The sequence below is a fragment of the Bacillus sp. ILBB4 genome (assembly GCF_035064545.1).
In the GTDB taxonomy this organism is placed as follows: domain Bacteria; phylum Bacillota; class Bacilli; order Bacillales; family Bacillaceae_H; genus Priestia.
The window spans coordinates 168,474-186,795 of the sequence record NZ_JAIQVD010000001.1 but is presented as its reverse complement, the minus strand read 5'-3'; the positions used below and the strand labels follow the sequence as shown (position 1 = coordinate 186,795).

19 protein-coding genes and 1 pseudogene are annotated in these 18,322 nt (G+C 40.3%); 13 read left to right on the top strand and 7 right to left on the bottom strand.

From position 1 onward, the window contains the following. Positions 1-251: 251 nt before the first annotated feature. A pseudogene (locus LAV82_RS01130) lies at positions 252-698 on the bottom strand (protoglobin domain-containing protein); the annotation flags it as partial. Positions 699-967: 269 nt separating this feature from the next. On the opposite strand from LAV82_RS01130, the gene LAV82_RS01125 reads away from it, so the two are divergent. From LAV82_RS01125 to LAV82_RS01090, 8 genes are all read left to right on the top strand, one after another. Then, positions 968-1,642: a C40 family peptidase gene (locus LAV82_RS01125; protein ID WP_013058576.1), complete on the top strand. Its 675-nt coding sequence runs from the start codon at positions 968-970 to the stop codon at positions 1,640-1,642. Positions 1,643-1,900: 258 nt separating this feature from the next. Next, positions 1,901-2,248 (top strand): DUF2642 domain-containing protein, encoded by a 348-nt coding sequence (locus tag LAV82_RS01120; RefSeq protein ID WP_499715482.1) that lies wholly within the window; start codon positions 1,901-1,903, stop codon positions 2,246-2,248. 18 nt (positions 2,249-2,266) lie between these two features. Next, a complete protein-coding gene (locus LAV82_RS01115) occupies positions 2,267-2,467 on the top strand; it encodes a hypothetical protein (protein ID WP_013058574.1) in 201 nt (66 codons plus the stop codon). Between the two features lie 2 nt (positions 2,468-2,469). Further along, positions 2,470-3,996 carry a glycosyltransferase family 2 protein gene (locus LAV82_RS01110; protein WP_499715480.1) on the top strand — a complete coding sequence of 509 codons (1,527 nt, stop codon included), beginning with the start codon at positions 2,470-2,472 and terminating at the stop codon, positions 3,994-3,996. Further along, on the top strand, positions 3,989-5,212 hold the full coding sequence (locus tag LAV82_RS01105) for a nucleotide sugar dehydrogenase (protein WP_499715479.1): 1,224 nt from the start codon (positions 3,989-3,991) through the stop codon (positions 5,210-5,212). Before LAV82_RS01110 ends, LAV82_RS01105 begins: the two co-directional genes overlap by 8 nt. A 44-nt stretch (positions 5,213-5,256) precedes the next feature. Further along, a complete protein-coding gene (locus LAV82_RS01100; protein ID WP_211077501.1) occupies positions 5,257-6,678 on the top strand; it encodes a glycosyltransferase family 2 protein in 1,422 nt (473 codons plus the stop codon). Positions 6,679-6,833: 155 nt separating this feature from the next. Beyond that, on the top strand, positions 6,834-7,229 hold the full coding sequence (locus LAV82_RS01095) for a DoxX family protein (protein WP_013058570.1): 396 nt from the start codon (positions 6,834-6,836) through the stop codon (positions 7,227-7,229). Between the two features lie 169 nt (positions 7,230-7,398). Continuing rightward, positions 7,399-8,613, top strand: coding sequence for a cytochrome P450 (locus LAV82_RS01090; protein ID WP_013058569.1), 1,215 nt, complete (start codon positions 7,399-7,401; stop codon positions 8,611-8,613). 109 nt (positions 8,614-8,722) lie between these two features. Here the strand turns inward: LAV82_RS01090 and LAV82_RS01085 are convergent, their stop codons facing one another. The 3 genes from LAV82_RS01085 to LAV82_RS01075 form a co-directional block, all read right to left on the bottom strand. After that, the gene (locus LAV82_RS01085) at positions 8,723-9,277 is read right to left on the bottom strand and encodes an HPP family protein (RefSeq protein ID WP_013058568.1); all 555 of its coding nucleotides are present in this window, start codon (positions 9,275-9,277) and stop codon (positions 8,723-8,725) included. Positions 9,278-9,390: 113 nt separating this feature from the next. Further along, positions 9,391-9,990 carry a CGNR zinc finger domain-containing protein gene (locus tag LAV82_RS01080; RefSeq protein WP_499715477.1) on the bottom strand — a complete coding sequence of 200 codons (600 nt, stop codon included), beginning with the start codon at positions 9,988-9,990 and terminating at the stop codon, positions 9,391-9,393. Between the two features lie 15 nt (positions 9,991-10,005). Beyond that, positions 10,006-10,374 carry a winged helix-turn-helix transcriptional regulator gene (locus LAV82_RS01075; protein ID WP_029323759.1) on the bottom strand — a complete coding sequence of 123 codons (369 nt, stop codon included), beginning with the start codon at positions 10,372-10,374 and terminating at the stop codon, positions 10,006-10,008. Between the two features lie 239 nt (positions 10,375-10,613). Between LAV82_RS01075 and LAV82_RS01070 the strand changes: the two genes are divergently transcribed. The 3 genes from LAV82_RS01070 to helD all read left to right on the top strand — a co-directional run bounded on the left by LAV82_RS01070 (position 10,614) and on the right by helD (position 13,960). Next, positions 10,614-11,132, top strand: coding sequence for an enoyl-CoA hydratase/isomerase family protein (locus LAV82_RS01070; protein WP_499715476.1), 519 nt, complete (start codon positions 10,614-10,616; stop codon positions 11,130-11,132). 139 nt (positions 11,133-11,271) lie between these two features. Further along, entirely contained in the window at positions 11,272-11,397 is a 126-nt protein-coding gene (locus tag LAV82_RS01065) for a hypothetical protein (RefSeq protein ID WP_016765178.1), read from the top strand. Positions 11,398-11,641: 244 nt separating this feature from the next. Continuing rightward, positions 11,642-13,960 carry an RNA polymerase recycling motor HelD gene (gene helD / locus LAV82_RS01060; RefSeq protein ID WP_499715475.1) on the top strand — a complete coding sequence of 773 codons (2,319 nt, stop codon included), beginning with the start codon at positions 11,642-11,644 and terminating at the stop codon, positions 13,958-13,960. Between the two features lie 28 nt (positions 13,961-13,988). Here helD and comJ read toward each other — a convergent pair whose 3' ends face one another. Together comJ and LAV82_RS01050 are read right to left on the bottom strand one after the other, a co-directional pair. Further along, positions 13,989-14,396 carry a competence protein ComJ gene (gene comJ / locus LAV82_RS01055; RefSeq protein ID WP_029323752.1) on the bottom strand — a complete coding sequence of 136 codons (408 nt, stop codon included), beginning with the start codon at positions 14,394-14,396 and terminating at the stop codon, positions 13,989-13,991. A gap of 35 nt (positions 14,397-14,431) precedes the next feature. After that, entirely contained in the window at positions 14,432-14,806 is a 375-nt protein-coding gene (locus tag LAV82_RS01050) for a NucA/NucB deoxyribonuclease domain-containing protein (RefSeq protein WP_228540951.1), read from the bottom strand. Positions 14,807-15,098: 292 nt separating this feature from the next. On the opposite strand from LAV82_RS01050, the gene LAV82_RS01045 reads away from it, so the two are divergent. Both LAV82_RS01045 and LAV82_RS01040 read left to right on the top strand, forming a co-directional pair. Beyond that, positions 15,099-15,359, top strand: coding sequence for a metal-sensitive transcriptional regulator (locus LAV82_RS01045; protein WP_013058561.1), 261 nt, complete (start codon positions 15,099-15,101; stop codon positions 15,357-15,359). Between the two features lie 155 nt (positions 15,360-15,514). After that, positions 15,515-17,464, top strand: a complete 1,950-nt coding sequence (locus LAV82_RS01040; protein WP_064472035.1) for an FUSC family protein — start codon at positions 15,515-15,517, stop codon at positions 17,462-17,464. A 35-nt stretch (positions 17,465-17,499) separates the two neighbouring features. Here the strand turns inward: LAV82_RS01040 and LAV82_RS01035 are convergent, their stop codons facing one another. Further along, positions 17,500-18,318: a squalene/phytoene synthase family protein gene (locus tag LAV82_RS01035; RefSeq protein WP_029323747.1), complete on the bottom strand. Its 819-nt coding sequence runs from the start codon at positions 18,316-18,318 to the stop codon at positions 17,500-17,502. Between the last annotated feature and the right edge of the window lie 4 nt (positions 18,319-18,322).

Sequence of the window (18,322 nt, the reverse complement as noted above, 5' to 3'; positions counted from 1 at the left end):
ATGCTTCCAAGCATGTTTTGTTCTTCTTTTAATTTTGCTTGACTCGTAACGGATTCCTTCTCAATGACTTCTGCTAGTTCAGAGCTTTTGTTTGCATAAGAAACGACGTCAGAGGATTGACTGTGCATTTGATTCATAAACGTCTTCGTTTCTTCAGATAACGAAGAAAGGATAGATGATGTACGAGAGATTTCTAGCTGAATCTTCTCTTTTTGAGTCTGAAGTCCAGCGCGCTGCTCGTCATATTCAAGCTCATAGGCTTTTAACACAATTTGCTGCTCTAGACTAATAAGCTTTGTCATACTTGCAATAAAAGCCAGACATTCTTCTTTTGATTCCATCGTACGTTCACATATTGAAAGAAGCGACGTAAATAAATTTTGAAATGCGCACAAATACCAGTTTGGCTCAAGTCCAATTTTAACGTGCATCTTGGAAATTTTTTGACGTTTTACCACAAAAGCATCATCTATTTGTCCATCAAACATTTCTAAGATATGCTGTTTTAACGTTTGTTTTAATGCATGGACGCTGCTATGCTTTTCGATAATCTCAACCAAATGGGCCTGTTCTCCAATAGCTTTGTAAAAATCATTCACGATCTCCTCGATGGCGTTCAGCACGTGAACTTGAAATCTAGAAATCCTTTTGAGATCCTCTGCTGTTAAGGAAATCATGTTAATCTGCTTTTTTATCATCGGGTCCGATACATGAAGCTTTACAGTGATGGATTCGACAGCCGCTGCTTCGGCGTGCGCTTTGTTTCGTTTAAACCAATTCATGTTTATCACCTTTATTTGCTAGAATAGTTGTTTTTCTCTTCTTCTTATATTTCGGCGTTTTACATCCAAGAGTTGAGGCTGTTTAAGAAGATTGTTATCAAATTGTTATCTTCTATTAATTGAATTGTTATCCGCAGATGGTATGGTTGTACGGTGCTTAAAACATGATTCGGGGAGGAAACGAAATGAAAAAAATGCTATCGGCGCTTCTTGTAGGAGGAGCTTTATTTGCAAGTCCGGCAATGGGACATGCTGCGTTTGGCGACACGGTTTTAAAACAAGGGATGACAAATGATGATGTTGAACAAGTTAAAACGGTGTTAAAAGATAAAGGATTTTTAAAAGGCGAAGTATCGCGTTATTTTAATTATGAAACAAAAAAAGCGGTTATGGCTTTTCAAGAGAAACATAACCTAGAAGCAGATGGAGTTGTTGGAGAGAATACATACAATGCATTAGGTAAAGGCGGCGTTGTAGAAGGCGAATCAGAAGTGAATACGGATAAAGTAATCAGCAAAGCAAAATCTTTAATGGGCACGCCGTACAAATGGGGCGGCACTACACCTTCAGGATTTGACTGCAGCGGATATCTTCAGTATGTATATAAAGAAAGTGTAGGCGTTGATATTCCCAGAACGGTTGAAGATATCTATAAAGCAGGTGAAAATGTAAGTGAACCGCAGGTAGGAGATCTTGTGTTCTTTGAAACGTACAAAGAAGGCCCTTCTCATGCAGGCATTTATCTTGGAGACGGAAAATTTATTAACGCATCGTCTTCTAAAGGCGTTACGATTAGCGATAAAAATTCAAGCTATTGGAAAGATCGCTATATAGGAGCAAAGCGTATTGCAGCTAACTGATTTATCATTTAATAGATACAAAAAGGCAAAGCCTAAGGGCTTTGCCTTTTTTGTATTGGTTTCAGTAGGTAGGAGGTAGGTAGGGGATTACCCTATACAAAATGGACTAGTCAAGTGCGTATTTGTATGGAAATATGACAAAAGTTCTGTCACCTTTATGATACAGCTTGTATATATTGATAAAGTAATCTCTCAGGTTACGTCAATTGTTGTAGGTAATTTGAAGGGATAACAGTATAAAAAGGAGGAACAAAATTTATGTTTTTTTGTTGTTACCGTCGCTATGTAGAAAAGATAAAACACCTTTTGTTTTCAAATCGATTTGCTGAATTTATTCAGGAAAACACAAAAAAAGCAGTAGAAGACGTTGTTTATTCTGACACGTTTAGAGAATATGTGATCAGTATTATTAAAGAATCTCAAGAATCACCTTTTAAAGAAATTGCCGAGCAGTATATCGGGAAAGAAGTTGTGATTGAAACAACCGCTGGTCCACTAGAAGGTGTTGTGACATTTGTAGGAGATGATTATTTGGAATTAGTAGAGTCTCCAACGTCAATGGTATTGCTGCCATTTACAAGCATTGTGACTATTCAAAGCGCTTAAACGAAAGGAGGAAAAAATATGTTTCAAGATGCATTACGAGAAAATGTAGGTTCATTTGTGCAAATCATCACAGCTATTGACGTTATTAATGGAACACTGCTTGCTGTTACGGAAGCAGCGGCTGTTGTACGTACATCAAGCTCATATGGCGAGCCTGCAGATGTAACCATTCCACTAGTATCGATTACGTATGTTCGAATTTTCAGCGGAGTTGAGTGAGATTGAAAGTATCAGTGATTATTCCAGCCTGTAACGAAGCTGATTCTTTGTTACCTGTCATTAAAGAAGTTCAAAAAATGAAGCCGTTTGAGATTATTGTCGTCGTAAATGGATCCAGTGATACAACAAAGGAAATTGCCGAGGGTGCAGGCTGCCGCGTTGTTTATTATGAAGAAGCTCTTGGTATTAATATTGGAAGGGCCATTGGGGCTAAAAAAGCAAAAGGAGATATTTTGCTTTTTTTGGACGGAGATATAGCGGTTCCTCATGAGGAGCTGATGAAATATACGAAGGCTATAGAAACCGGTCATGATATAGCGTTGAACAACCTTTCGTGGATTATGAAGCGGAAGGTGCGTCCGCATCCGGTTTCCGTTGCGAAATACATGCTGAACTTATGCTTGCAGCGTGAAGATTTATCCATTCAAGCATTAACAGCTATTCCCCATGCTATCAAGAAAACATCAGCAGCTAAAATTGGATACGAGAACTTAGCTCACCCGCCTCTTGCTCATACGATTGCTCTTTTAAAAGGAATGTCAATCGTTGCACCGTGTTCTTCAGACGTTATTTATACCAATAAGATTAGAACCACCCACAAAACCATTCCTACCAATTCTCCTTTCCCTATTTCCACTAACTATATTATTGGAGATCATATTAAAGCGTTAGCTCATCTTATCGAAGAAAAAGGAATAAGAGGCGGGCTCACAGATGGTGATCGAAACCGAGAAGTTGTTTCCGCTTATACACCGAATGTAAAACGGAAAACAGGAGTGAAGTACAGTGCTGTTATTCCGGCAGGTGAAGAAAAAGAGACGATTGCAAACGTGATTAAAGAAGTAAAAAAAGCCGGAGTGGAAGAGATCATCGTGGTTGCCAACGGAGCCGATGAAGTAACGGTCAAACGAGCGATCGAAGCCGGAGCTACTGTTCTTCATTACAAGCAGCGCCTTGGACACAATGTACCTCGAGCAATTGGTGCGATGTACAGCAGCGGTGAAGTTTGCTTGTTCGTAGATGGAGATATTGTTATTTCCGCGGAACATTTACGTCCATATTTAGAAGCGGCTGACCAAGGAGTTGATGTAGCGCTTAATAATTTAGAGTGTCTGCTTGACGAAGTGCATCCCATCCACTCTGTAAGTGCGGCGAAATATTTTCTTAATATTGTTTGCAAACGTCCGGATTTAACCATTAATACAACGACGGCGATTCCGCATGCAATTAAACGGGATGTAATGGAGAAAGTAGGCTACGAATCTCTTATTATTCCACCTTTATTTCAATTAAAAAGTATCATGTACGGCTTTATGATTCAGCCTGTTCATTTTGTGGATGTGGCGCGAACGAACCGGATTCGAAAAGAGCATATGAAAGTCAAAGGTCTAGCAGCATCCACTCAGAGAATTCTAGGAGATTATGTAGAGGCCATGGCGTACTATATTAGCCAAACTAGTGAAAGAGGCGAATTTCTTCCGGACATACGAAGACATGATCTTTTGTTTGAGGTGTTAAACAATGAATAAAAAAGTTGCCGTTATTGGTCTAGGGTATGTGGGACTCCCGCTTGCTCTTTTGTTTGCTGAAAAAAACTACACCGTGATTGGGCTTGATATTGACGTTCGGAAAATTGAAGCGCTAAAACAAGGGAAAAGCTATATTCCAGATGTACGTAATGATGTGATTCAAAGTGAGAAAAACTTTCAAGCATATGAATTAAAAAAAGGTATTTCCGCATTTCAAGCATGCGATTATGTAGTGGTGACCGTGCCAACACCTATTACAGAGAATCATAATCCGGACTTAGGACCCGTTATTAGCGCATCTACGTTTTTGAAAGAACATATGGTAAAAGGACAAACAATTATTTATGAAAGCTCTACCTATCCAGGCACGCTTGAAGAAGTCGTTTTACCTATTTTAAAGGAGTCTGATTTGCAAGCAGGAGTTGATTTTTATTTAGCATATTCTCCAGAGCGAGTCGATCCAGCAAACAAGTCGTACGACATTGAGTATATTCCAAAAGTGATTAGCGGCTACAGCAAAGAATGCCTTCATCATATACAGATATTTTACGAAAGCATTTTCCAGCAGGTTGTACCTGTTTCTTCTCCGAAAGTAGCGGAAATGTGCAAGCTGTTTGAAAACATTCAGCGCCTGGTCAATATTTCGTTGGTGAATGAAACAAACGAACTGTGTGGGGAATTAGGAATAGATTTTTATGAGGTCTTACAAGCGGCATCTACCAAGCCGTTTGGGTTTACTCCTTATTATCCAGGTCCCGGAATAGGGGGGCACTGCATACCTGTTGATCCGCTTTATTTCTTATGGAAACTAAAGCAAAATGGGCTAACGAGCGAACTTATTGAAGCGGCTCATCATATTAATGAAGAAATGCCAAATAAAGTGATTAGGCGAGTTGAAAAGCAGCTTGACGCAAACGAAAAGCGCGTGTTCGTGGTAGGCGTTGCGTATAAAAAAGACGTAAATGACATACGTGAATCGCCGGCGCTGACCGTGTGTGAAGGTCTTTTAGAAAAAGGGTATGAATTAACATATCATGACCCGTATATTGACTCTGCCGTGTTTAATAAGCAAACGTACTTTTCTGTCCCGCTTACAAAAGAGGAAATCGAAAAAAGCGACGTTGTACTGGTATTAACTGACCATAGTCAGGTGGATTGGTCAATCGTAAAAAATGCAAAAAAAGTTGTAGATACAAGAGGTGTTTTAAATGAATGAAGCCGCTGAGTTATTCAGTGGTTCTTTTTTTAGGGGTGATATTAATGAAAACTCTTTCTGTCGTGCTGCCTGTTTACAATGAAGAAGACACGCTAAAGACCGTGCTTAAACAAATTAAGAAAGTGAATGTGCTTGAGATTATTGTAATCGCAAATGGCTGTACCGATGCTTCAGTAAAAATAGCAAAAGAAGAAGGGTGCATGGTAAAAGTAGTGGAAAAACGCCTTTCTCCCCATGAAGCAAGAATGGAAGGAGCCAAAGCCGCCAAAGGAGATGCCGTCTTATTTGTAGACGGAGATATTATTCTTTCTGCTTCTGAGATTGAACGTTTTGTGCAGCCGTTGTTATTTGGACATAGCGATGTGGTGCTAAACAAGTGGGAAAAAACAAAGATAAATGCTTTTAACCGCAGCGAAATGACGTGGAGTGCGGTCTTGCATCATGCGCTTGGAAAGCCTCATCGTGCCAACGCTTATTTAAAAGCGCCTTACGGGGTGCTGTTAAGTGTATTGAAGAACTACTGGGAGATGCCGCCTCTTTCTTTATTTGTGACATTGTTAACGCAGTATCGTGTAAGCTCGCATATTACGATTGAAACCCAGGGAAAGGGAAGCTTTCGTCCTTTCGATCGCCCGCTGCGCAGCAGAGAACGAATTCAATCCTACCAGCAGCTTCTTCAAACATACTATACGCTTGCGTCAAATCGTAAAAGGAGAGTGGATATGCTTGCGCAGCCCATTCCAGTTGTTGAGCACGGCTGGGGGAAACTATCATCTTTTTATGGAGGCAAACAGCTGTCTGTTATTGTTCCGGTTTGCAACGAAGAACAAACAATCAAACAAGTGATTGCAGAAGCAAGAAAACTTGAGCCGTTAGAAATCATTGTCGTGATTAACGGTTCCACTGATCAGTCGGAGGCGTATGCCAAAGAACAGGGTGTCAAAACCCTCGTCTACGATGAGCGGTTAGGGCATGATTGCGGAAGAGCTGCGGGGGCCCTTGCAGCAACGGGAGATATACTTCTCTTTATAGACGGGGATTTTGTTCTTTCAGCTCAAGAGTTGTATCCGTTTGCTTCAGCGGTAGCGAGCGGCGTTGATGTAGCTTTAAACGTATGTGAAGATGAAGAAAAGCTCACGCATGTGGTGCAGGGGTGGAAGTACGTATTGAACGAGACAATAGGAAGAAAAGATTTATTAATGAGCTCCATGACGGCTGTTCCTCATGCCATAAGCAGAGAGTGTCTGGAGAAAATTAAGCCCGAATCTCTTGCTGTACCGCCTTTTGCCCAAATAAAAGCCATCATAGAAGGTTTTCATGTGCAGGCCGTTCACCATGTTGATGTAAATAAATTTAACCGATTTCGATATTCTGAACACCTATCATTAAAGAGCCATTCTCCTACGGCAGAACTCATTATTCAGGATCATATTTTTGCATTTCTATCGTATCTTCAGCGCGACTGAGCAGGGAGTATTGCCTTACTTCCAAAAGAAACGTTTAAAATGAGATAAAGAAATTTGCTGATATCTTGTTTTTCTGTTCTAACCCCTTGAATTTGTTCACAGTTGTAACTAAAATTGTTACATGTGCAGACAAAAGTAAAAAAGGAGGAAAAGAAATGAAAAGCTATCAGCTTGGAACGTTTTTACTTCGTCTTATGTTAGGGCTAACGTTTTTTATTCATGGCCTTGGCAAATTCCAAAGCGGTATTGATAATACGGTCGGTTTTTTCCACAGCATGGGCATTCCTGCGTTTTTCGCTTATGCGGTTGCGGTTATTGAATTCGTAGGGGGAGCCGCTATGATTCTTGGATTTCAAACGCGTTTAATCGGTGTCTTGTTTGCGATTGTGATGATTGGCGCTATTTTTACAGCGAAAAGCGGTGCTGGTTTTACAGGCGGCTATGAGCTTGAGGTTGCCCTTTTTGTCGTTTCGCTTCATATGATTCTAGCAGGAAGCGGCGCGTACGCGTTAGACAACCGATTACAAAAACCAGAAGAACATTATTCTTAAAAAGGTAGGCGCTATGCGCCTACCCTTTTTTGTAAAAAATATCCTTCTATCGATTCATTTTTACTAAAATATACAGCTATCATTTTTAAGAAAATTCTTATATATGGTACTATTTGGTCATAGATGACTACACAGTCATTCTATTTGAACGATACGGGGAGGTTTTAACATGAAAACCGAAAGAGAAAACGGAATTGTCCGTCAAGTGAATACGATTCAAACAAAAGAAGAGCGCTTTAATCCTTTTTCGTGGTATGAAGAGATGAGAAACAGCGCGCCTGTGCAATGGGATGAAGAAAGGCAGGTATGGGATGTTTTTCACTATGACGGAGTCAAAGAAGTGCTAGAACAAAAGAATATTTTTTCTTCTGATCGAAGACCTCCACAAAACCAAAGACAAACTGCTCTAGGAACGAGCCTAATTAATATTGATCCGCCTAAGCATGCTGAAATGAGATCGCTTGTTAATAAAGCTTTTACGCCTAAAGCAATGAAAGCATGGGAGCCTAAAATTGCGCGTATTACAAATGAATTATTACAAGAAGTGGAGCATCTTGAAGATATTGATATAGTCGAGCATCTGTCCTATCCGCTTCCGGTTATGGTAATTGCCGATATCTTAGGCGTGCCCATAGAAGATCAGCGTCAGTTTAAAGATTGGTCGGATATTATCGTAGCCGGTCCTTCTAATAACGAACGTGAAACGCTCGAAAAATTGCAGCAAGAGAAAATGAAAGCAAATGATGAGCTAGAAACTTACTTTTATCGAATCATTGAAGAAAAACGCACGCGTCCAGGAGATGATATTATCTCCGTGCTTCTTCAGGCAAAAGAAGAAGGGAAACAGCTAACGGATGAAGAGATCGTCGGTTTTTCTATTTTGCTGCTGATTGCAGGAAACGAAACAACCACAAATTTAATTTCAAATACGATTTATTGTTTAATGGAAGATAAAGCTTCTTTTGAACGACTCAAACGTGAGAAAGAACTTTTGCCTTCTGCGATTGAAGAAGTTCTTCGCTATCGTTCACCCGTTCAGGCTCTTCACCGAATCGTAAAAGAAGATGTGATTCTTGCAGGTCAGAAACTAAAAGCAGGGGAACACGTCGTTCCATGGATGGGATCTGCGCACCGAGACGCGGAGTATTTTGAAGACCCGGATGTATTTAAAATCGATCGAAAGCCAAATGTGCATATGGCATTTGGAAGAGGCATTCATTTTTGCTTAGGAGCACCGCTTGCTCGAATAGAAGCAAAAATTATGCTGGCCGAGCTGATTGACCGCTATCCGCAGATGGACTGGAGCCCGGCATTTGAGTTAAAGCCGATTGAAAGTACATTTGTATACGGATTAAAAGAATTATTAATTCGGAAAAACGTATAAAAAAGACTTCCCACAAGTCAATTTCACTGACCTGTGGGAAGTCTTTTTTTATGTAGATTCACTCTAGAGACTATTCTTATAAACTTTTAAATTCTTATCAGCAAATTTCTTATATCCAGTAGGTAGGATACGACCTGTTACTTCGTACGTTATTTATAAGAAGGGCAACGATTACAATTACAATCGATCCTATTAAAACGGGATTGATAATATAATTCCAAGAAGAAGCGCCTAAGATCACAACAATGGGGTCTGCTCCTGCGGGTGGGTGAGTTGTTTTTGTAAGCATCATAAAGAAAATGGCTAGGCCGACTCCTGTTCCTAAAGTGTAAGGGTTATTACCGAATAAATGATAGATGGTTAACCCCACCAAAGTCGCTACTAAATGCCCTCCAATAATATTTCTGGGCTGCGATAGAGGAGCGTTCCAAAGGCCAAATGCTAATACACAGCTGGCTCCAAAAGGGGCCATAAGCCAAGGGCTTGATGTAAGCTGAGTCAGTATAGCTAGAAGTAAAATACTAACCGTTCCACCGACTAAGCCTGTAACTGCATCTTTTACGTCAATTTTTAAAGGGCTTCTCGCGGTTGTTATCATTTTAGAAAAATATGATTGCGTGTATGAAATGTCTTCCTTTGCCGACGCTTTAGGTGAACTATTCATCTTTATATAAAACCTCCTTTATTTTTCAATCATTTTACCTCTTTGTAAATTAACCTGTCAATAATGATTTTAATGGTTAGTTTTTGTGAGGTAAAAAAAGCTTGAATTCATGATTAGAATTCAAGCTTTATTTCACCCCTATCCTTTTTATCTTGAAAACGCGCCGCTTTTTGCCTGTTCCCGCAGATTTTCATCGAGCACCATTTACGTCTTCCAGTTGTATCAATAAATAACAATACACAGTCAGGGTTGCTACATCTTCTTATTTTGTTTAGTTGGCCTTCACTGATTAACTGCAAAGCATCTAATGATAGTAAGGAAAAGAGTTTATTTACGATGCTCCCGATTGGGATTTGTACTAATTGCTGTGCATGAACTTTAAAAACATAAGGAGCTTTTTCAATATTTCTTTCTAAAGATAATATCCACTTTGAATCAATGGCATTTCCATCTGCTATTGATTCAAAGTTGTTTCTTAAACACAATCGAAAATCATATATAAGATGTAACACTTCCGTTAATTCACTTTGGGACATAGTCAATATTGTTTTATCAAGAGAAGGGATCTCTTCACACATTATATGAAGCCAGTCTAACAAATCTTGGTCTTCACTTAGTAACTCGTGACGACGGCCATGACTGACGACTTCAGTATTTACTAAATTGAGCGAAAGAAAAGGGGAGATTAAAGGGAATTTTTTTCTTTTATTCATATCGTTTCTCATTCCTTACTCTTTTTCTGCTTGAATTCTCGCTTCAGCAATTTTATCGGTATGATCATATCCCCATTTAAACATCAGCTCGATAATAGGGATGAGCGTTTCTCCAAAGGATGTCAAATAATATTCTACTTTAGGCGGAACTTGTTTATAGACTTCGCGGTGGATAATTCCGTCGCGCTCGAGTTCGCGAAGCTGCAGTGTGAGCATTCGCTGCGTCACACCAGGAATGAGTCTGCGCAGTTCATTAAAGCGGCGGCGTTCCTTCGATAATTGATACAAAATGACGCTTTTCCATTTGCCGCCGACTACATCAACGGCTGCTTCCACAGGGCAAGAATAGCCGTGAGGCTCCCATTTTGTTAAGTCGTATTTCATAGTGATTACTCCTTTTATCAGTGAGTTCAGCTGCATTTGTGCTGTTTATACTATAGCACGTCTTATTTGATAAAAACATGGAAATGATTCATGGAATTATTGACGGAAAATTAAAAAAGTAATGGAAATAATTATGAGTTTGTTGTATGATGAAACTATGAAAATAACTTTTCTATTAAAAAGCGAAATATTTTGAAAGCGCTTTATTTATAAAGGACGACAGGGGAAAGGGCGGAGGAATGATGAAAAGATTTATCAAAGTAGAAAAAAGAAATCATGTGGCGGTTGTACGAATGAATCAGTCAATGCTTAATCGTTTGAACAGTGAAGTCATGTATGAGGTGCAAGAAACGATGAATGAGCTGCAGCACGATGCGTCGGTTGGATCTATTGTATTTATGGGAGAGTACTATAAGATGAACGGAGATCATAGAACAACTTCTTTCCTACGTGAAGAAACAGGAAGGCTTTATCAGCCGATTCATGCAGTAGCAGCTCGAGCGATTTTTCAGCGTATTTCATGCAGCTCCAAACAAACGATTGCGCTTCTTACAAACTTTACGTTTGGCGGAGGATATGAGTTAGCTTTAGCATGCGATGTACGAATTGCGGAAGAACCTGTGCAGCTAAAGTTAACAAACGGCATGACTGTTAGTGCGCAAGATGCGTGCAACATGGGCAAAGTGCAGCACGTTGTGCAAAAAGGAAAAGGATTAGAATATTCACTTGCGCTGAACGCATTAGAAAAGGAAGCTTAAAAAACGCTTTCACTTTATTTTTATAAAGTGAAAGCGTTTTTATTTTGCTTTGTTGATAAAAAGGTATTGAAAATTCTGAAAAAAGGAGTAGAATGATAACAAATCTACTTATTTTAAATAAGCAAAGGAGCTGGTATCAATGCCATTCATTTTTAAAGAAGCGGTAGTCGGATTGTTTACAGCGGCAGCAGCAGGTTTACTGGCGTTTCAAGGGGTAGAAGTGGTGTCAGCCATCATTCATCTGCTAACTTTTTGGAAACAGTAATAGCTAATAAGTAGAGGAACGACTTATAAAGATAAGGGGCTTGAGATTTTCTCAGCCCTTTTTGTTGTGGAGTTCATTATTTTTCAGTATACTAACGGTGGAAATTAAGACATAATATGGTTACATAGCAGGGATTTACGAATTCAGTAGGGAAGTATGTAGACTCTGAAAAAAATAAACAACGATCGCTTTTACCCGGTAACAAGTTCTGTTATCGGGTAACGTGTGTAAGGGGTGTGGATAAGTGAAAGACAAAAATTTAACAGAAGAACAGCAGCGAGTTGATTGGGTAGTAGAAGAAATCAGCCAAAAAGCTGAAAAAATAGGCAAAAGCGTAGGAAACGTAAAAGGCGAAATTGTCGATTTGCGAAGCACGTTTTGGGACGATGTCACGGTTAATATGGATGAGCCGGATGATGTGATTGAGACATTTACGAGTATTAAGCAGCAGGCAGAACTTTTAGCTGAACGTGAAATTACCCATAGACAAGCGTATGATCAATTAAAAACATTAAAAAAACTAACGCAATCCCCTTATTTTGGACGTTTTGATTTTATAGAAAATGGCGAAAAAGAAGCGGAAGCTATTTATGTGGGCGTGGGCTCTTTAATGGATCAAAAAGATGAAGAGTTTTTAATTTATGATTGGCGTGCACCTATTTCGAGTCTTTATTATGATTATTCACCGGGAAAAGCGCAATACGAAACGCCAGGTGAAGCGATTAAAGGCGAGATGAAGCTAAAGCGTCAGTTTATTATCGAAAATAGCGTAATTAAAAGCATGTTTGATACAGGAATTACCATTCGAGACGAGCTGCTTCAAGAAGTGCTCGGACACAATGCAAGCAGTCAAATGAAAAGTATTGTAGCGACTATTCAAAAAGAACAAAACCAAATTATTCGAAATGAAAAAAATAAAGTGCTGATCGTTCAAGGGGTAGCAGGGAGCGGTAAAACGTCTGCAGCTCTTCAGCGCGTGGCTTATCTTCTCTATCATCACCGAAAGCAGCTGACTGCAGAAAACATGATGCTGTTTTCACCAAATCCGCTTTTTAACAGCTACGTCTCAACCGTTCTTCCGGAGCTTGGAGAAGACAATATGAAACAAACAACGTTTCAGCAATATGCCGATGGCCGGTTAGGAAACGAGTTTGAAGTGGAGGACTTGTTCGTGCAAATCGAATATTTGCTAACGGAAAAAGATGCTGCGGCAAAAAAGCAAAAAATGCAGGAAATTCGCTACAAGGCAAGCTGTGAATTTAAAAAGCAGGTAGATGCGTATATTGAAGAACTGTCTACTAAAGACATCATTTTTAAAAACATTAAGTTTCGCGGCGAAATCGTGTTATCTGCTCGGCGTCTGCTGTCTTATTTCTATTCGCTTGATAAGGGAATTTCCATTCCTAACAGGATGCAGCTCGTTGCGGAATGGGCGCTTAAACTCATTAATCAGCTTGAAAAGCTTGAGCGCAAAAAAGATTGGGTTCAAGAAGAAATTCAGCTTTTAGAAAAAGAAGATTATGTAGAGGCCTATCAGCACCTGCAGAAAAAGGAAGGCTACACGGAAAGTTCATTTGACGACTTTGACCGGGAACAAGCGTATTTAGCCAAAGCGGTTGTAGCTAAAAAAATGAAATTTATTAAGCAAGCCATCAAACAGCTTAAATTTATCGACATTCGCCGTATCTATATGCAGCTGTTTGAAAGAAATCACCTTTTTTCCCACGTAGAGGGATGGGAAGACACTGCTAAAAACACGGTGCAAAGAGTCATGAACATGAAGCTGTCTTATGAAGACGTAACGCCTTACTTATATATAAAAGATCAAATTGAAGGGCGTAAAACCAACCCTGTCATTCGCTATTTGTTTATTGATGAAGCACAGGACTATTCACCGTTTCAGCTGGCGTTTTTAAAAGAGCTGTTTCCGCATGCCAGAATGACGCTGCTTGGAGACTTGAATCAAGCGATCTATGCGCACGCCTTGAACGCACCGACCATTCTTTCAAGCGAACTGTACGAAGAGAAAGAAGCAGAAACGCTGACTCTTACGAGAAGCTACCGATCAACACGTCAAATTGTCGAATTTTCAAGGGATATGGTAGCAAACGGTCATTTAATCGAGCCGTTTAATCGAGACGGAGCGAAACCGACCGTATCGGCTACAGGCGACGTGCAAAAGCTGCATGAGGCAATTATACACAAAATTAATGAATTGAAGCAGCAAAACTATAAAACGATTGCTGTTATTGCCAAAACAGCTGAGGAAAGTCGTCAGGCATTCCAAGCACTGCCTGAAGCGATGTCTGCAAGGCTGCTGACAAAAGAAACAAGTTCATTTGAAAAAGGCATGCTTGTTCTGCCAGCTTACTTAGCAAAAGGAATTGAATTTGATGCCGTCATCATTTACAATGCATCGAGTGAATGTTACCAAGATGAATACGAGCGAAATTTATTTTATACAGCATGTACAAGAGCGATGCATGAGCTGCACCTGTTCTCGCTTGGTGAAATCAGCCCGTTTATATCAAATAAAGAAACTTATGAATACCAAAGTCAATAAAAGAAGGCAGCCAGTAGGCTGCCTTCTTTTATTGACTTTCAAAATGCAGCAAATACTTCACCAAATAAAGGCCTGAGTTTGTTTTTTCTTGAAGAGGAATGGTCAGGCATGTGACGTAATAATACCCGTTTGGAATATCATAGCTTAAGGTTTCAGATAGGACGCTTTTGATTTCAATCCCATCGCTTTCGACGTGAAAAGGAAGGCGAGTGGTCTTTTCAGCCTGTGATACGTCTGGAGTTTCGTTTACCCACACTTCAATAATGGCTTTTGTGTTCGATACGGCTTCAAATGAAATAGCTTTATCATCTGCGACATATCCTTTTTGAATATCTTCATCACTCCAGTCGTGATGGGGCTTTGGCTGTCCTTTTTGAAACAGCGTAAACTGATGATAAGACATGGTTAGCTCTTGTTCTTTCCATTTTGTTTTCATGATTTCACCTCTTCAAAGTAAAGCTTGTTCTGCTATTATTGAACGATAAATTGTACGCGTGTACCATCTGGATACTGTTCTAACTGATTTCCAACCCATGAGCCGGCTCCGCGGTTATCAGAAGGTGAAATATAGCGAATGTCAGCTCCTGCTCCGCCTTCTTCGCACATAGCCATTGGCCATTCATCACGGTCATAGCCTGTTTTTGTCGGATATCCTTTCAGCGATTCTTCCCGGTTAGCTTCAGCACCGTCGCGATCAACTGTGCAAACGGAAGAGTGCCCAGCGGCAATCGCGTCACGAATATGATCACCCGTTTCAGGATATCGGTCTAACGGAAAATAAAGCGTTGCATCGTAGTTTACTTCAGCTGCCGTTTTTTCAGGAGCTAAAAAAGCTGCATGTCCCATAAACCCTAAAACACATGCCATGATAATGAATAGACTTGCCATTAATTTTTTCCCGTATGTAGCCATTTCAAACCTCCAGTATAAGTCGTTTTTACAGCTTAACTATACTCTCAGATTGCTAAGTTTAGATTACAGGACAATAAATACAGTGTAAACAAGTATTAACATTTATGTTAAACTTCCTTTACTTGACATCATACCCTAACAGGTATAAAGTTGTGTATACATTTACTTCATGCGTACAGCTTAAAAGCAAGAAACGCAATCATGCACGAGCGGAGGTAGTAGTATGATGGAATATGATAAGCAAGTTAAAAATCGTTTAAAACGAATTGAAGGTCAGTTAAAAGGCGTCTTAAATATGATGGAACAAGGAAAAGACTGCCGTGACATTGTGACACAGCTCTCAGCAGCTAGAAGCGCAATTGATCGCACAATGGGTGTTATTGTCAGCACCAATCTTGAACAATGCGTAAGAGAAAGCATTGAAAAAGGCGAGAATACCGAAAACTTAGTAAAAGAAGCAGTAGAGCTGTTAGTAAAAAGCAGATGAGACATTCGTTTCATCTGCTTTTTGTTTTAGTATAGGCTGCTTATAAGGATAAAAACGGCTGTTCCTAAACACAATACGGATAGGAACAGCCGTTTTTTAGGTTTATCACGCTTTAAGAACAGGAAAGATATATGGAGAGAAAGGAGGAGGTCAAGGTGAGTGATGACAAAAAGTCACCAACATATAATCATACGGAAATTCATCATAAAATTGAGGCTTCTCCAAAAGCGCCGGGAATCAAAGCTGCTTTTCGCTTTAACCACGCTTCTTCTCCGTGGGTAAGAGGAATCAGCTCAGGTTTGTCTTCAAGCCTGCCGATTTTGATAGGAATTTTGTTTGATCATTTGCAGTACGGACTCATTGCAAGCATTGGCGGCTTTACATATCTATATACAAAAGATGAGCCTTACGCGCAGCGTGCCGTTAAGTTATTTTTAGCTTTGCTTGGCGTTACGCTCTGTTTTACACTCGGCTCATTATTTGCTGACGTAGCTTGGATGAAAACTATTTTATTTGGTGTTATTGGAGCTGTATCGGTTTATGTTTTCGGAGCCTTAAAAATTCCAGGACCTTCTGCCATGTTTTTTGTCCTTTCATTTGCTGTGAGTACGAGCATTCCAGCGCCGAATTTGCAGGCTGTTTTTTTGCACGCAGGACTCGTTTTTTTAGGAGGGACACTATCTTGGTGCATTAGCATGAGCGGCTGGCTTATTAACCCGCGCGGACCTGAAACTGCCGCTGTGGCGAAAGCGTACAGGCAGCTAGCTTCGTTTGTCGGGTCTCTTGGTACGGAATCGTTTCACGCCGAGCAGCATAAAACGGTTGTCGAGCTTCGGGCAGCGGAAACAGCGATGAAACAAGCGAAAATTAATCGAAAAAAATCATCGTTTGCGCATCGTCTGTTTTTATTAAATCAAAAAGCCGAAGGGCTGTTTATCTTTGTGATGGCCGCTGCGAACGATTTTAATCCAGCTGTTTCTAAAAAAGCACAGGCAGTGATTGAAACGTTCGCATCCGAAATGGCCACGTTAAAAAAACATAAAAAAATTCGAGACGTTCGAGAAGAAATTGAAGAGCTGTCCATCAAAGAAGAGCTGCGTACATTGCTATTGGATGTAAATGACGTTCTTCAAATGAAAGAATTAAAAGAAACGGAGTATATTCAGTTTTCACAAGGCAGCGTAAAAACACGGTTAAAAGCTGCTTTTCACAAACGTTCGTATGTGCTTAAAAACGCTTTGCGCTACGGAATTATTATGATTGTTGCCGCAGCGGTTGCCTACACGACAAATATTCCAAGGTCTTACTGGATTCCGCTTACGTGCGCAGGAGTGATGCTTGGAGCAACCGTTCGTGCAACGGTTCAGCGAGGTATTCAGCGCTCTGTCGGAACCATTTTAGGTATTTTAATTGGAACCGGGATTCTAATGCTTGAACCAACGGGAATCGTCATTGCGCTCATTGTCTTTGTGCTTCAGTCGACGATTGAAATTGTAATTGTCAAAAACTACGCGCTCGGCACGCTCTTTATCACACCGAATGCTCTTTTAATTGCTGAAAGCGGTCATCCTGATAAAGCGATTAGCTACTTTACGTCTGCTCGAGTGATTGATATTGTCATTGGTTCTATTATTGGAGTGGTCGGCACGGTATTAATTTTCAAACGAGCTTCTTCACTTCGTTTGCCATATTTGCTCGGAGATGTGATACGAAAAGAAGGACAGTTTTTAGAAATGCTAAGCACCGAACAAGATGAAGAAAGAATTAAACGAGAAAGAAATAAGCTTCAAGGAGAACTCGTTAATCTTCGGGCGCTGTACGATAATGTGATTGGAGAATATTCTAAAACGGCCGTCAAGCTGGAAGGGTTGTGGCCTGCAGTTGTCGCTACACAGCAGTTAGGTTATATGCTTCTTGCGTCGTTTGAAGGATATGAGCTTTCAGAAACGGAAAAACGAGAGCTTCAAGAAACATTTGCTCAGCTAGCTGCAGCAGCTGAGCAAAAACGAGCGCCAAAGCTTTCAAGTGTTCCGACCCTGAAACACTACCCTATTATTCAAGGAGAACTCGTCGCTTTATATGAAAGTCTTCAGGTAGAAATATAAAAAGCACGGAACCCAGGGGCTCCGTGTTTTTGTTTTTACATATCCACAACTTCATTTACCGTTTTATTTACATCGTCACGCGTCATTTTTTCTTTTCCTTTCATCAAGGCGTTTAATGTTCCATCAGCAAGCGCTAACGGAATTTTACAGAAATGAAGGATCGGAAGCGATTTGACATCTTCTAAATATTTCTTTCCTAGTGAAAGATTGCGGCGAGCGTAGGCAAACATATCTTCTCTGCTCCAATTGTTAGGAAAGAAGCTGACTCCGCGCTCTGAATCTTCCGAGGTATTACGCAGGATATTAACAGACTGCAAGCCGCGTCCAAACGCAATGGCTAATTCTTTGTCTGTTTCCGTGCCGTCATACCATTTCCAAATGTCATTAAGCATCACGCCTACTAGACCAGCTACGTAGAACGTATAGTCATCTAAATCCGCTTCATTTTCAATATGCCAGTCTTTTTCTACCCAATCGGCCATTCCTTTGGCCATAATAGAAGTTGCATCTAATACTTGATCTGCAACTCCAGTCGGACAAAGCGCAATCCAGTTGCCGAGCTGAAGCGTTACGTCAGGTAAATCAGCTTGATAAGGACCTACTAATGCCATGTACTCGTCTTCGTTAAAAGACTTTTTTAACAGGTCACTAATGGCGTAAAGCAAGCGGCTTTTTACACCGGCTTCTAGCTCAGGGTGATCTTCAATTTCATCAATTGCCCTCATACATAAGTAAGCAGATCCTACTGCATCCTGCAATTCTGCCGGCAAGTGGCTAATTGGAATAAAAAATGTTCGGCTTGTCTCTTTTAACATCACCATTGCGTTGTCGCGTAATTTGTTGGGTACACTCATCGAT

Bases quoted from the DNA above. Each gene is read 5' to 3' on its own strand.
- LAV82_RS01070 (WP_499715476.1), top strand. From the start codon at position 10,614: ATGATGAAAAGATTTATCAAAGTAGAAAAAAGAAATCATGTGGCGGTT.
- LAV82_RS01125 (WP_013058576.1), top strand. From the start codon at position 968: ATGAAAAAAATGCTATCGGCGCTTCTTGTAGGAGGAGCTTTATTTGCA.
- LAV82_RS01115 (WP_013058574.1), top strand. From the start codon at position 2,267: ATGTTTCAAGATGCATTACGAGAAAATGTAGGTTCATTTGTGCAAATC.
- LAV82_RS01100 (WP_211077501.1), top strand. From the start codon at position 5,257: ATGAAAACTCTTTCTGTCGTGCTGCCTGTTTACAATGAAGAAGACACG.
- LAV82_RS01080 (WP_499715477.1), bottom strand. From the start codon at position 9,990: ATGAATAAAAGAAAAAAATTCCCTTTAATCTCCCCTTTTCTTTCGCTC.
- LAV82_RS01090 (WP_013058569.1), top strand. From the start codon at position 7,399: ATGAAAACCGAAAGAGAAAACGGAATTGTCCGTCAAGTGAATACGATT.
- LAV82_RS01105 (WP_499715479.1), top strand. From the start codon at position 3,989: ATGAATAAAAAAGTTGCCGTTATTGGTCTAGGGTATGTGGGACTCCCG.
- LAV82_RS01045 (WP_013058561.1), top strand. From the start codon at position 15,099: ATGGAATATGATAAGCAAGTTAAAAATCGTTTAAAACGAATTGAAGGT.
- LAV82_RS01085 (WP_013058568.1), bottom strand. From the start codon at position 9,277: ATGAATAGTTCACCTAAAGCGTCGGCAAAGGAAGACATTTCATACACG.
- LAV82_RS01050 (WP_228540951.1), bottom strand. From the start codon at position 14,806: ATGGGACATGCAGCTTTTTTAGCTCCTGAAAAAACGGCAGCTGAAGTA.
- LAV82_RS01035 (WP_029323747.1), bottom strand. From the start codon at position 18,318: ATGAGTGTACCCAACAAATTACGCGACAACGCAATGGTGATGTTAAAA.
- comJ (WP_029323752.1), bottom strand. From the start codon at position 14,396: ATGAAAACAAAATGGAAAGAACAAGAGCTAACCATGTCTTATCATCAG.
- LAV82_RS01065 (WP_016765178.1), top strand. From the start codon at position 11,272: ATGCCATTCATTTTTAAAGAAGCGGTAGTCGGATTGTTTACAGCGGCA.
- LAV82_RS01120 (WP_499715482.1), top strand. From the start codon at position 1,901: ATGTTTTTTTGTTGTTACCGTCGCTATGTAGAAAAGATAAAACACCTT.
- LAV82_RS01075 (WP_029323759.1), bottom strand. From the start codon at position 10,374: ATGAAATACGACTTAACAAAATGGGAGCCTCACGGCTATTCTTGCCCT.
- LAV82_RS01095 (WP_013058570.1), top strand. From the start codon at position 6,834: ATGAAAAGCTATCAGCTTGGAACGTTTTTACTTCGTCTTATGTTAGGG.